The sequence below is a fragment of the Microbispora sp. CL1-1 genome (assembly GCF_012034195.1).
GTDB lineage: Bacteria > Actinomycetota > Actinomycetes > Streptosporangiales > Streptosporangiaceae > Microbispora.
Genome location: NZ_JAATEK010000003.1, coordinates 111,745 through 125,246, shown reverse-complemented (window position 1 = coordinate 125,246; position 13,502 = coordinate 111,745). Strand labels below are relative to the sequence as shown.

Annotated in this window: 10 protein-coding genes; 8 read left to right on the top strand and 2 right to left on the bottom strand. The window is 71.9% G+C overall.

Annotated elements, in window-relative coordinates; genetic code table 11:
• Positions 1-64 precede the first annotated feature (64 nt).
• Together pntB and HCK04_RS04855 are read right to left on the bottom strand one after the other, a co-directional pair.
• Entirely contained in the window at positions 65-1,471 is a 1,407-nt protein-coding gene (pntB, locus tag HCK04_RS04860; protein WP_142645670.1) for a Re/Si-specific NAD(P)(+) transhydrogenase subunit beta, read from the bottom strand.
• Positions 1,472-1,473: 2 nt separating this feature from the next.
• Positions 1,474-3,069: a Re/Si-specific NAD(P)(+) transhydrogenase subunit alpha gene (locus HCK04_RS04855; RefSeq protein ID WP_142645669.1), complete on the bottom strand. Its 1,596-nt coding sequence runs from the start codon at positions 3,067-3,069 to the stop codon at positions 1,474-1,476.
• Positions 3,070-3,470: 401 nt separating this feature from the next.
• Here HCK04_RS04855 and HCK04_RS04850 point away from each other — a divergent pair, with 401 nt between their 5' ends.
• The 8 genes from HCK04_RS04850 (at position 3,471) to HCK04_RS04815 (ending at position 13,458) form a co-directional block, all read left to right on the top strand.
• Entirely contained in the window at positions 3,471-4,712 is a 1,242-nt protein-coding gene (locus tag HCK04_RS04850) for a sensor histidine kinase (RefSeq protein ID WP_142645668.1), read from the top strand.
• A complete protein-coding gene (locus HCK04_RS04845) occupies positions 4,709-5,383 on the top strand; it encodes a response regulator transcription factor (protein WP_142645667.1) in 675 nt (224 codons plus the stop codon). The genes HCK04_RS04850 and HCK04_RS04845 overlap by 4 nt, the downstream gene beginning before the upstream one ends.
• A gap of 545 nt (positions 5,384-5,928) precedes the next feature.
• Positions 5,929-6,729 (top strand): alpha/beta hydrolase, encoded by an 801-nt coding sequence (locus HCK04_RS04840; protein ID WP_142645860.1) that lies wholly within the window; start codon positions 5,929-5,931, stop codon positions 6,727-6,729.
• Between the two features lie 50 nt (positions 6,730-6,779).
• Complete coding sequence (locus tag HCK04_RS04835; RefSeq protein WP_142645666.1) at positions 6,780-7,892, top strand: DUF3500 domain-containing protein; 1,113 nt, start codon at positions 6,780-6,782, stop codon at positions 7,890-7,892.
• Between the two features lie 256 nt (positions 7,893-8,148).
• A complete protein-coding gene (locus tag HCK04_RS04830; protein ID WP_142645665.1) occupies positions 8,149-9,957 on the top strand; it encodes a gamma-glutamyltransferase in 1,809 nt (602 codons plus the stop codon).
• Positions 9,954-10,838, top strand: coding sequence for a YoaK family protein (locus tag HCK04_RS04825; protein ID WP_142645664.1), 885 nt, complete (start codon positions 9,954-9,956; stop codon positions 10,836-10,838). The genes HCK04_RS04830 and HCK04_RS04825 overlap by 4 nt, the downstream gene beginning before the upstream one ends.
• Entirely contained in the window at positions 10,835-12,235 is a 1,401-nt protein-coding gene (locus tag HCK04_RS04820; protein ID WP_142645663.1) for an MFS transporter, read from the top strand. Before HCK04_RS04825 ends, HCK04_RS04820 begins: the two co-directional genes overlap by 4 nt.
• Entirely contained in the window at positions 12,232-13,458 is a 1,227-nt protein-coding gene (locus tag HCK04_RS04815) for an FAD-dependent monooxygenase (protein ID WP_142645662.1), read from the top strand. Before HCK04_RS04820 ends, HCK04_RS04815 begins: the two co-directional genes overlap by 4 nt.
• Positions 13,459-13,502: the final 44 nt, after the last annotated feature.

Here is a 13,502-nt window from a genome sequence, read left to right as displayed (position 1 = left end):
CAGAACGATCGCTGGTCAGGAACGATCGCTGGTCAGGAACGATCGCAGGTCCGGCGGTCGCGGGTCAGAGCGCGGAGACGATCTCCTCGACGCGCTGCCGGGCGTCGCCGAAGAGCATCCTGCTGTTGTCCCGGAAGAACAGGGGGTTCTGCACCCCGGCATACCCCGTGGCCATCGACCGTTTGAAGACGATCACGTGCTCCGCCTCCCACACGCGCAGGATGGGCATCCCGGCGATGGGGCTGTCCGGGTCCTCGACGGCCCCGGGGTTGACGGTGTCGTTGGCGCCGATGACGAGGACGACCGAGGTGGTGGCGAAATCGTCGTTGATCTCGTCCATTTCGAGGACGATGTCGTACGGCACCTTGGCCTCGGCGAGCAGGACGTTCATGTGACCGGGCAGGCGTCCGGCGACCGGGTGGATGCCGAAGCGCACCTCGACGCCGCGCTCCCGCAGCCTGCGGGTCAGCTCGGCGACCGGATACTGCGCCTGCGCGACCGCCATGCCGTACCCGGGGGTGATGACGACCGACTTGGCGTCCTTGAGCAGGTCGGCGGTCTCGACGGCGGTGATCTCCCGGTGCTCGCCGTAGTCACGGTCGCCCGCGGGGCCCGCCTCGATGCCGAAGCCCCCGGCGATCACGGAGATGAACGACCGGTTCATCGCCTGGCACATCACGTACGACAGGTAGGCACCGGACGAGCCGACGAGCGCGCCGGTGACGATCAGCAGGTTGTTGTCGAGCAGGAACCCGGACGCCGCGGCCGCCCACCCGGAGTAGCTGTTGAGCATCGAGACGACGACGGGCATGTCGCCGCCGCCGATGGAGGCGACCAGGTGCCAGCCGAGCAGCAGCGCCACGACGGTCAGGGCGACGAGCAGCCCGAGGTTCGGGGAGGCCACGAAGAGCACGGTCAGCACCGCGAACGCCCCGAGCGCGCCCAGGTTCAGGGAGTTCTTGCCCGGCAGCATCATCGGGCGGGAGTCGATCCGGGCCGACAGCTTGAGGAACGCGACGATCGACCCGGTGAAGGTGAGCGCACCGATGAACACGCCGATGGACACCTCGGCGTGATGGACGCCCAGCAGCGAGCCGGGCAGCTCGGCCCGCGCCCCGCCTCCGTTCTCGACCTCAAGGAAGCCGTTCCAGCCGACGAGCACGGCGGCGAGACCGACGAAGCTGTGCAGGATGGCGATCAGCTCCGGCATCGCGGTCATCTCGACGATGCGGGCCCGCCAGAGCCCGATGGCGGCGCCGATCGCCATCGCGACCAGGAGCAGGACCACCGCGAGGGCCGCGGAGCCGTCCGCGGCGAGGACGACGGTCGCGGCGAGCGCGATGACCATGCCGGAGATGCCCGACACGACCCCGGAGCGCGCGGTCTCGTGCTTGGACAGCCCGGCGAGGCTGAGGATGAACAGCAGGGCGGCGACGATGTAGGCGGCCTGCGCGGCCGTGGAGAGGGTCACGGTCAGCTCCTCGTGAACATGCCGAGCATGCGCCGGGTCACGGCGAAGCCGCCGACGATGTTGATGCTCGCCAGCAGGATGGCGACGAACGACAGGACGGCGACGACCGCGTGGCCCTGGCCGATCTGGAGCAGCGCGCCGACCACGATGATCCCGGAGATGGCGTTGGTGATCGACATCAGCGGCGTGTGCAGCGCGTGGTGGACGTTGCCGATCACGTAGTAGCCGATCACGATCGACAGCACGAAGACGGTGAGGTGCTCGATCAGCGCGTTCGGCGAGAAGGCGGTCAGCAGGAACAGCGCGACGGCGAGGGCGGCGGTGACCAGATGGCGTCGCCGTCCGGGCGGCGACGGCGGTCGCCCGGCGGGAGCCGCGGCCGCTTCCCGCACCGTTCCCCGCCCCGGGGCGGAGGCGTCGGTCGCGGGGGCCGTGGGGGAGGGGGTCGTGGGTGCCGCGCTCACCGGAACGGGCGGTGGCGGCCAGGTCTTCTCGCCGTCGCGGACGACGGTCATAGCGCGCTGCACGACGTCGTCGAAGTCCAGGACGAGCCGGCCGTCCGCGCCGGGGGTGAGCAGCTTCATCAGGTTGACGAGGTTGGTGCCGTAGAGCTGTGACGCCTGCGCCGGCAGCCGTCCCGCGAGGTCGGTGTAGCCGATGATGGTCACGCCGTTCTCGGTGACGACCGCCTCCCCGGGCCGGGTGCCCTCGACGTTCCCGCCCTGCGCGGCGGCCATGTCGACGATGACGCTGCCCGGGCGCATGCGCGCCACGTGCTCGGCGGTGAACAGCCGGGGAGCGGGACGCCCGGGGATCAGGGCGGTGGTGACGACGATGTCCACGTCGGCGGCCTGCTCGGCGTACATCTCGGCGGCGCGGCGGTCGTAGTCGCGCGAGGTCTCCCGGGCGTACCCGTCCGTGCTCGCCGCCTGGACGACCCCGACGTCCAGGAACTCCGCGCCCAGCGACCGCACCTGCTCGGCCACCTCGGGACGGGGGTCGGTCGCCCGCACGATCGCGCCGAGGCTGGCCGCCGTGGCGATGGCCGCCAGCCCCGCCACGCCCGCGCCCGCCACCAGGACCTTGGCCGGGGGGACCTTCCCCGCCGCGGTCACCTGGCCGGTGAAGAGCCGCCCGAACGCGTGCGCCGCCTCGATGACGGCGCGATAACCGGCGATGTTCGCCATCGAGCTCAGCACGTCGAGCGCCTGCGCGCGGGAGACGCGCGGCACGGCGTCCATCGCGAGCACGGTGATCGGCCGTCGCGCGAGCGCGTCCACCAGATCGGGGTTGGCCGCCGGGCCGATCAGGGAGACGAGCGTGGCTCCGTCGTGCAGGGCCGTGATCTCGTCCGCCGTCGGCGCGTTCACCTTGAGCACGATGTCGGCGTCCCACGTCTCCTCACGGCCGGCGATCCGCGCCCCGGCTTCGGTGTACGCGTCGTCGGTGAAGCCCGACCGTCTGCCTGCTCCCGATTCGACGATCACCTCGTAGCCGAGCGAGACCAACTGCGGGACGGTGGCCGGGGTGGCCGCCACCCGGGTCTCGCCCGGCGCCGATTCGGCGACCACGCCCAGGCGTTGTGCTGAGTGACTCATCACGATCCTTTCTGTCGTGCGGGCAGTCGGGTTGGCCGGCCCTGCGGTCGCCGCCGTCCTCCGCTCACTCGTGGGTCGCGGTGATATGGAACGGCGGCATGCCATGCGTCGCCGTACGGGCGGCGGTGAAAGGGATGGATGCGATTTGATGGGAATATCGGGGAAATTGTCCCGACTTTGCGTGGTACGGATCAAGGTGTATCTGCCGGTGGCCGTCCACACGGTATGACGACGATCTCTCGCGCGCAGGCGTTCGTCATCACGGCGCCGCATCGGGTCCTGTCCGGCGCCGCCGGCGAACCCCCGCGCGCCGCCGCCACGCCCGCCGGCGGGGGGCGACGCCGGGTCTGTCCCGCTTTCACATGTGTCCTGACCTCGTGTTAAGCCCCTAGGCTGTCTCCATGACCTCAGTGAAGGAGGGAGGCCCGCACGCGCTGTTGGCGGGGTCGTCCCGCCCGTGGGTTCGGCTGCTGCCTGGGGTTGTGGCGACCGTGTTGTGCGTCTGCCTGCTTCCGGCGACGAGCATCCTCCTCACCAAGTACTACGGACTGATCGCCGTCGCCGGGACCGCGCTGGCCATCGCACAGGTCGCGCCGCTGCTGCTGGCCGTCGTACGGCCGCTGCGAGCCTGGTATGTGATCTTCACGGCCGACGTGGCCGGGGCGCTCGCCCTGCTCACCGTCGATTTCCCGGAACGGCTGCTGTGGCCGTTCCCGTCCGTGGTGATCGTCGGATATGTCGGACTCTGTCTCGCTCTGGGTCTGAGCGAGCGGCGCCGGACGCTGCTGCTGGTGTGGCTGGCCACGGCGGCCGCGAACGTGACGCTGATGTTCTTCGCACCGCACGGCGCCGGCGCCGTGGACCTGTCGTTCACCGCCCTCGGCGGCCTCGCCCTGCTGGTCGCCGTCGCGCTGCGGGAACGGGCCGAGGTGCAGCGCAGGCTGGTCGAGCAGGAGACGATCAGCGAGGCCGAGCGCGCGCGGCGGACGCTGCTGGAGGAGCGGGCCCGGATCGCCCGCGAACTGCACGACGTGGTGGCGCACCACATGTCGGTCATCACGGTGCAGGCGGACAGCGCCGAATATCGCCTCGACCGGCTGCCGCCGGATGTGCGGAAGGAGTTCGCGAACATCGCCTCGACCGCGCGCAACTCGCTCGGCGAGATGCGGCGCCTCCTCGGCGTTCTGCGCAACGAGGAGACGCAGGACGAACTCTCGCCCCAGCCGGGCCTGGCCCAGATCGACCAGCTGGTGGACGCGACCTCGCGGGCGCACGTGCCGGTGGAGTTCACCGCCTGCGACGTGAAGGTCCCCGAGTCGGTGGGCCTGTCCGCGTACCGGATCGTCCAGGAAGCCCTCGCGAACGTCGTGCGGCACGCACCCGGAGCGCACACGCAGGTGTCCCTGTCGGTGTCGGAGCCGGCCGAAGGCGAGGACGGCAGGCGGCTGGCCGTCCTGATCGTCAACGGACCGTCGCCTGAGCCGCGCGCCGTACCGCTGGAGCCGAGCGGCACCGGACACGGACTGGTCGGCATGCGCGAGCGGGTGCGGCTCGTCGGCGGCACCCTCGATGCCGGACCACTGCCGGACGGAGGCTTCCGAGTGGCCGCCCGGCTCCCCTTGAACGAAGAGGACTTCACGTGACGATACGAGTCGTCGTCGTCGACGACCAGGCCATGGTGCGGGCCGGCTTCGCGGCACTGCTGGCCGCCCAGAGCGACATCGACGTGGTGGGCGAGGCGTCCGACGGCGCACAGGGCGTCGAAGTGAGCCGGCAGACCCGTCCTGACGTGGTGCTGATGGACGTGCGCATGCCCGTCATGGACGGCCTGGAGGCCACCCGCAGGCTCCTCTCGCCCCCGCCGGGGGTGACCCACCGGCCGCGTGTGCTGATGCTGACCACGTTCGACGTCGACGACTACGTGTACGAGGCGCTGCGGGCGGGCGCGAGCGGCTTCCTGCTGAAGGACGCGCCGCCGGACGACCTCGTCGCGGCGGTCCGCATCGTCGCCAGAGGCGACGCACTGCTCGCGCCGTCCGTGACGCGCCGTCTCATCGCGGACTTCGTCAAGCAGCGGCCCGCGGCCCGCGGCAAGCCCGCGCTGCGGCTGAAAGAGCTGACCGAACGCGAGACCGAGGTGCTGACCCTGGTGGCGCGCGGTTATTCGAACCAGGAGATCGCCCGGGCTCTGGTGCTGGCCGAGCAGACGGTCAAGACGCACGTGAGCCGCGTGCTGACCAAGCTCGACCTGCGCGACCGCGCCCAGGCGGTGGTCTTCGCCTACGAGTCGGGACTCGTGGCTCCCGGCGAGTGACACGGCCGCACCGCCATCCCCTACGGCGGTGGCGCCCGCGCGGCCGTCCCCGGACCTACGTGCCCGCGAGGCCGTCCCTGGACCCATGTGCCCGCAAGGCCCACGTGCCCGCGAGGTCGTCCCCGGACCCATATATCCACGACGGCGCCGGACGGCGGCCGTCCCGCGTGGCTGCCTGAGGTGGCCCTGCGTGGGTGGGCGCGCGGGCTGACCACCCCTGATTCCGCCCTTCCTGTCTCGCCTGCCCGGCTGTCCCGTTCTTCTCGCCTGCCCGCCTGCCCGCCTGTCTCGCTTGTGGCGTCCCGGCGCCGCGCCGGCGCTCCGGCACACCTGCGACACCCCCTACCGCGGTATCACCTTCGGCTTGGCTCTCAGGTGTGACGCCGGACGCGTGGCCGTCGGCCCAGACTCCTTTCCAGCCGTTGCACCCGCCCCGGGGGTGAAAGCGGGGTCCTTTCCTGGCTCGACGCCAGATTTCTGTTGCATATCAGACAAATGTTCGACTTGTGCCACCGACGCCATCCACCAGGAGGTCCGCAGTGACGATGCCCGATGACACGACCGCACCCGCCGACCCGGCCACGTCGATCGTACGGGCGGGTGACCTCGAGGTCGGGATCATCGACAGCGGGTCCGGCGTGCCGCTCGTGCTCGTGCACGGCGGAGAGAGCGACCGCACCCAGTTCACGGCACTGCGTGCCCATCTCGGCCCGGGGATCCGGGTCATCTCGTACGACCAGCGTGACTCGGGAGTGACCGTCAACCCGCCGGTTCTCTACACGATGTCCGACCTCGCCGACGACCTCGTTCACCTGCTGGACGCGCTGGACCTCCCCTCCGCGCACCTGCTGGGCACGTCCTTCGGCGGCGCTGTGGCCCAGCACGTCGCTCTGCGGCATCCCGAGCGGGTCGCCTCCCTCATCCTGGTCGCCACCTCACCGAGCTACTTCTTCGAAGGCGCGGCGATCGACGAGCTGTTGTCCATGACCCACGAGGAACGGCAGCGCTCGGCGGTCGAGTTCTTCTTCACCCCCGAGGGCCGGCCCGCGCAGGGTGGCCGGGTCAATGTGCTCACCAAGCGCAGCCCCGACAAGAACTCCCGCCGTGAGCATGTCATCAGGCAGCACGAGGTCCGGGACCGGCTGGCGGAGATCTCGGTGCCCACCCTCATCGTGCACGGCACGGAGGACCGGCTGGCGCCGTACGCCGGTGCGGTCCTCATGGAGCAGCAGATTCCGAACGCCCAGTTGAAGGCCATCGAGGGTGGACGCCACGCGATCGCGCAGGAGTTCGCCGACAGGATCGCGCTGTGGGTGCGCGAGTTCCTGGGAGTGGACGCGACATGACCACCGCCACCACACCCCCCACACGTACGCAAGCAGGAGGGGATCAAGGCATGACAGACGCAGCGCGCGAGGTCGCGGACCTGATGGCCAAGGCGGCCCGGGAGTGGCTCGACTCCCTGGACGCGGAGCAGCGCCGGCTGGCGGTCGGACCGGCGCCGGGCGTGGGGGAGGCGGCCGAGGCCGAACGCACCACGTGGTACTACACGCCCACCGACCACGGTGGCCTGACGTTCTCCCGGCAGCGTCCCGCCCAGCACCGGATGGTGATGCGGCTGGTCGCGAGCGGACTGTCCGAAGCCGGGTACAACACGGTCGCCACCGTCATCGGCCTGGAGAACGTGCTCGACCGCGTCGAGGACTTCTCGGTGTACTGGGGCAGGGAGCGGTCCCGCGACCCGAACATGTACTACCTGCGGGTCTTCGGGGAGCCCGGCGGGACGGAGCCGTGGGGCTGGCGGTTCGGCGGCCACCACGTCTCGCTCAACTTCCTCGTGGTCGACGGGCGGGTCACCGCCACCACGCCCATGTTCATGGGCGCGGACCCGGCCGCGTCACCCCTGCTCGGCGGCGCGGCCCTGCGCCCGCTGGGAGCACCCGAGGACCTGGCCCGCGAACTGGTCCGCTCCCTGCGGCCGGAGGCGGCCGAGCGCGCCATCCTGCTGCCGCGGCCGCCGTACGACGTCGTGGCGGGCAACAGCCCCCGGGTCGACGACCGGGTGATCACGCGCCGTGAGCTGTGGCAGCCCGACCAGAACGTGCCGGACCGCCCCGACCAGCCGCACACGTTCCTGGACGACGCGGAGCGGCGAGCGGTGTCCCTCACTCCGCCGCTCAAGGGGGTGCCCGCCGCCGAGCTCGACGCCGGGCAGCGTGAGCTGCTGCGCGCCCTGCTCGGCACCTACCTCGGCCGGGTGCAGGACGGCATCTCCCCGCTGTCGCGCTACGACGACCCGGCGCAGCTGGACGCCGTCCACTTCGCCTGGGCCGGCTCGACGGAGCCGGGCGAGCCGCACTACTACCGCCTGCACGGCCCGCGGCTGCTCGTCGAGTGGACCAAGGTCCACCGCGGCGCCAACCACGCCCACGCCGTGTGGCGGGATCCGGAGACCGACTTCGGCGGCGACGTCCTGGCCGCCCACCACGCCGCCCACCACGCGTCCTGAGCCGGCGGCGTCCCGGGCCTGCGGCACACCGGTGCCCTGGTCCGGCGCCCCGGCCCGCATCCTGGCCCCGCCCCCTGACCCGGGCCTCCTGACCCAGGCCTCCTGACCCGGGCCTCCTGACCGGCACATGGGCCCCGGCCCTCATGTGACCACCCCGCGCCACCACATGACCCGAGCCCCCGTGCGTCCACGTCGCCACGGGGGCCGGGCCGGCGCGTCCCCCGATCCACCGCGTGCCCCGAACGGAAGGTGACCCATGGCCGGTCAACACCGCGCGCAGACCGATCTCCCTCACCAGACTCGCCCCACGCTGCGCGGATCCTTCGGCATGTCCGCCTCGACCCACTGGCTGGCGTCCGCGACGGCCCAGGCCGTACTCGAACGGGGCGGCAACGCCTTCGACGCGGCCACCGCGGGCGCCTTCGTGCTCCACGTGGCCGAACCCCACCTGAACGGACCCGGCGGTGACCTCGTCGCCGTGCTGGCCACCGCGGAGGACCCCACCCCGCGCGTGCTGGCCGGACAGGGCCACGCCCCGCGCGCCGCCACGATCGAGCACTTCCGCGCCGAAGGGCTCGACCACGTCCCGGGCGCGGGCGCCCTGGCCGCCGCCGTTCCCGGCGCCGTCGACTCCTGGCTCTGGCTGCTCGCCGAGCACGGCACCTGGGAGCTCGCCGACGTCCTGGCCTACGCGATCGAGTACGCCGAACGCGGCGTGCCCGTCGTGCCCCAGCTTGCCCGCGTCCTGGCCACGGTCGAGGACCTCTTCCGCACCCACTGGCCGACGTCGTACGCGCTGTGGATGCCCGAGGGCCGTGTCCCGCAGCCGTACGACAACCTCGTCAACCCCGTCTACGGCCGCACCCTGCGCCGGCTGGTCGCCGAGGGCACCGGCACGACGCGGAGGGCACGGATAGAGGCCGCGCGACGCGCCTGGCGGACCGGGTTCGTGGCCACCGCCGTGGAGGAGGCCGCCGCCGTGCCGCACCGGCACTCGTCGGGCACCGTCCACGCCGGAGTGATCACCGCCGCCGACTTCACCGACTTCGAGCCCCGTCTCGAACCCGCCGTCACCGCGCGCTTCCGGGGGATCACGGTGGCGAAGGCGGGCCTGTGGTCCCAGGGCCCCGTGCTGCTGCAGGCCCTCACCCTGCTCGACCACTTCGATGACTCGCGAATCGATCCGTCGACCGCCGAGGGCGTCCACACCATCATCGAAGCCCTGAAGCTGGCCATGGCCGACCGGGAGGCGTACTACGGGCACCTGGACCCGGCGGACGCCGAGGAGGTGGTGCGCCGGCTGCTGTCCCCGCAGTACAGCGAGGAGCGCGCCGCACTGATCGGCCCGGCCGCCTCCACCGAGTTCAGGCCCGGCGACATCGGCTTCAAACCGTACACACCGCCCCTGGAGACGCGCCGGAACGCCGTGCAGGCCGATGGCGTGGGCGAACCCACCGTGCAGCAGACCGGGCAGACCCGGGGCGACACCTGTCATATCGATGTCGTCGACCGCTGGGGCAACATCATCTCCGCCACGCCGTCCGGAGGCTGGCTCCAGTCCTCCCCGGCCGTGCCCGAGCTCGGTTTCGCGCTGGGCACGCGGCTGCAGATGACCTGGCTCGACCCTGCCGCGCCCTCCCGCCTGGAACCGGGCAGGCGCCCGCGGACGACGCTGACGCCCACCCTGCTGCTGCGCGACGGCGTTCCCGTGGCCGCGCTGGGCACCCCCGGCGGCGACCAGCAGGACCAGTGGCAGCTGCTGTACCTGGTGCGCACCCTCGCTCTGGGCTTCGACCCGCAGCAGGCGATCGACGCACCCGCGTTCCACACCACGGCGGTGCCGAGCTCGTTCTGGCCGCGGACATGGACACCGGGCGGGCTGGTGATCGAGGAACGAGCGGACCCGGCGGTCATCGACGAGCTGCGCCGGCGGGGCCACGACGTGACCGTCTCCGGGCCATGGAGCCAGGGCCGGCTGTCGGTCGTCACCCGTGATCCGGACAGCGGCGTCCTGGGGGCGGCGGCCAACCCGCGCGGCGCCCAGGGATACGCGGTGGGCCGATGACGGGCCGTGCGGCCGGGGCCGGGACGGTGCTGCGACGGGTGTCCCTTCCCGGCCTGATGCTCGCGCTCACCTTCGCGACGGGCGTCGTCGACGCCGTCGGATATCTGCGCCTCGACAGGGTGTTCGCGGGCAACATGACCGGCAACGTCGTCATCCTCGGGATGGCCGCCACGGGCGTGACGGATCTGCCGGTGCTCGGCCCCGCCGTGGCCCTCGTGTGCTTTCTCGCGGGCGCGGCGCTGGCCGGGCGGGTGCTGCGCACCGCCGCCCCGGGCTGGAGCGCCCGGTGCACGGGGCTGCTGACCGGTGTCGCGCTGGTCCTGGTGGCGGTGGCCCTCGTCCTGGTCGCCGTCGGGGCGGATGCCGCGCCCGGCCTGCGCCCGGCGATGGCGGCGGCGCTCGCCCTGGCCATGGGGATGCAGGCGGCGACGGCCCGCCATCTGGCGGTGAAGGACGTCACCACCGTGGTGGTCACCTCCACCCTCACCGGGCTCGCGGCGGACTCCCGGCTGGGCGCGGCCCGCTCCCAGGGTGCACTGCGGCGGGCCGCCGCCGTCATGTGGATCATCCTCGGCGCGGCCGCCGGCGCGGCGCTGTGCCAGGTGAACGAGGGCCTCGCGGTCGCGGTGGCGGCGCTCGTCGTCCTCGCTGTGAGCGGCCTCGGTGATCTCACCACCCGATCCGATTCCCACTTGGCTCCGGCCGCGACCGGACCGGCCGCCTCCCCGGCTCCGGCCGCGACCGGACCGGCCGCCTCCCCGGCGGCCGGTGACGCCTCCACACGGCCGGTCGTGCGCGAAGACAACGGCGTCCCGCGCACGACCGGCATTCAACTCGCCCGGCAGCAAGAAATCCGGCAGCAAGAAAAAGGATGCCAATGACCACACCCCCCTCCGCCTCGCCGGTCCGCATGAGCAGGGCCGCCGTGGCGGCCCTTGGACTGCTGGCCATCTCCGTCGGCTCACTGGAGTCGGTCGTGTCGCCGACGCTGCCGCTCCTGCAACGCGAGCTGAACATGAGCCCGGCCCAAGGGGCGCTGCTCAACATCATGATCCTCATCACGGGTGCGCTCATCACTCCGATCGCCGGCACGTTGGGCGACCGCTACGGCGGCAAGCGGATGCTGATCCGGCTCATGGCCGTGGTCTCGGTGGGAGGCCTGACCTCCGCGCTCGCGCCCAACCTGCCGGTGCTGCTGGTCGGTCAGCTCCTGCAGGGGGTGATGCTGGGCTCGTTGCCCCTGACGTTCATCGTGGTCCGCAAGAACCTGCCGACGGGCGCGGCCAAGGCCGCCATCGGGCTGGTCAGCGGGATGTTCGTGGGCGGCTCGATGGTAGGGCTGCTGGCCGCCGGCCCCGTGGCCGAGTCGCTCTCCCGGCACTGGATGTTCGCGTTGCCGACCTTCGCGATCATCGTATTCACCCTGCTGGTCGGCAAGCTGATGCCCGGCGACGAGCCAAGCGGCTCGCACGGCTCGGGCATCGACTGGCCCGGCCTGCTGCTGCTGAGCGGCACTCTCGCCACCCTCATCCTCGTGCTGGTGCTGGCGCCCCAGGCGGGCTCGGCGCCGGTCGTCTTCGGTGCGCTCGTCGTCGTGCTGGTCGCCTTCGCGGCCGGGTGGGTCGCCGTGGAACGCCGCGCCGTCGCGCCCATGATCGACCTGCGGATGCTGGCACGCCCCATGGTCTGGAAGTCGTGCGTGGTGACGTTCGTGATCTGCCTCGGCACCGCGAACGGGGCCTACCTCGTGCCGCAGCTGCTCGACGTGTCCGGCGACGGTTACGGCTTCGGGGCGTCTCCCACCACCATCGGCCTCGTCCTCCTGCCCGGCGCGGTGGCCGCGACGCTGGCCGGGCCGATCGGCGGGATCGGGGAGCGGCGCTTCGGCCCGCGCACGATGACCATCATCTCGACCGTCATGATGGCTTTCGCCCTGCTCGGCCTGAGCGCCGTGCACGGCGAGATCTGGCACATCGTGGTCGGCAAGGCACTGATCGCGCTCGCCAACGGGCTGTGTGTCACGGCCATGATGACCGGCGTCGCCTCCTATGTCGACGAAGGCGACACCGGCATCGCTACCAGCGTGCTCCTGGTGACCCGCGCCCTGGGCTCGGCCGTCGGCGCCATGCTCGGCGGCGCGCTCCTCACCGCCAATACCGTCGCCGGCTCCGGCGTACCGGCCGAGTCCGGCTTCGTCACCGGCTTCGTCATCGCAGGCATAACCGCGGCGCTGTGCCTGCTCGTCGTCCGTACCATGCACGAAGGAGTCAAGGCATGACCCTCACCGACCAGCCGAACCACGGCCGTGTCACGCCCGCGCGCACCGTCCTGGTCTCCGGAGCCAGCATCGCGGGTCCTACCGTGGCGTACTGGCTCAACCGCTACGGCTACGAGGTCACCGTCGTCGAGAGGGCGCCCGCGCCGCGCAGCGGCGGCTACCCCATCGACATCCGCGGCACCGCCTTGGGCGTCGTCGAGCGCATGGGCCTGCTGCCCCGGCTGCGGGAGGCGCACATCGAGATGGAGCGGATGACCTTCTACGAGGGAGAAGGCGACGTGGTGGCGACCCTGCGCCCGCAGAGCGTCACCGGCGGCGTCGCGGGGCGGGACCTGGAGGTGCGGCGCGGCGACCTGACCGATGCGCTGTACGGGTCGGTCCGTGACGACGTGGAGTTCCTGTTCAACGACTCCATCGTCAGCCTGGACCAGTCCGGCCACGGGGTCGACGTCACCTTCAAGGGGGGCGGCAGCCGCACCTTCGACCTGGTGATCGCCGCGGACGGCATGCACTCGCACACCCGGGAGCTGGTGTTCGGACCGGAGGAGCCGTTCCACCGCTACCTCGGCTACTCCTTCGGCATCCTCTCCATGCCCAACCTCCTCGGTCTCAAGAACGAGGTCGCGATGTGGAACGACCCGGGCAGGGCCGCGGCCTTCTACGCGACCGGTGACGAGGTGAACGCCCTCCTGACCTTCGCCTATCCCGAGACGCCGTTCCACGCCTTCGGCAACCTGCAGGCCCAGCGCGATCTGATCAGCGAGATCTTCGCCGGTGTCGGCTGGGTGGTGCCGGACATGCTGGCCGCGCTGCGGGAGGCGGACGACCTGTTCTTCGACGCGGTCGCCCAGATCCGCGCGCCCCGCTGGTCCAGTGGCCGTGTCGCGCTGGTCGGCGACTCCGCGTTCGCGCCGTCGTTCCTCACCGGGCAGGGCACCAGCCTCGCCCTCGTCGGCGCCTACATGCTCGCGGCCTCCCTCGCGCATGGGGACTACGTGGAGGGCTTCGCCGCCTACGAGCGCGACACCCGTGGTTTCGTCACCGCGAACCAGGACCTGGTCGGTGAGGGCCGCATCACCCTCATGCCGACCACCGCCGAGGACCTGAGGCGGCGCGACGAGAGGCTGCGCAATCTCAGCGAGATGCCGCCCTCGGAGGGGAATCCGGTCCATTCGGCGCTCGTCCTGCCCGAACCCCCGGTCGTGGAACGGCCGTCGCGGTAGGCCATCGCTCCCGCCTCCTCAGCCGCGCCGTCTCCTCCGCCGGG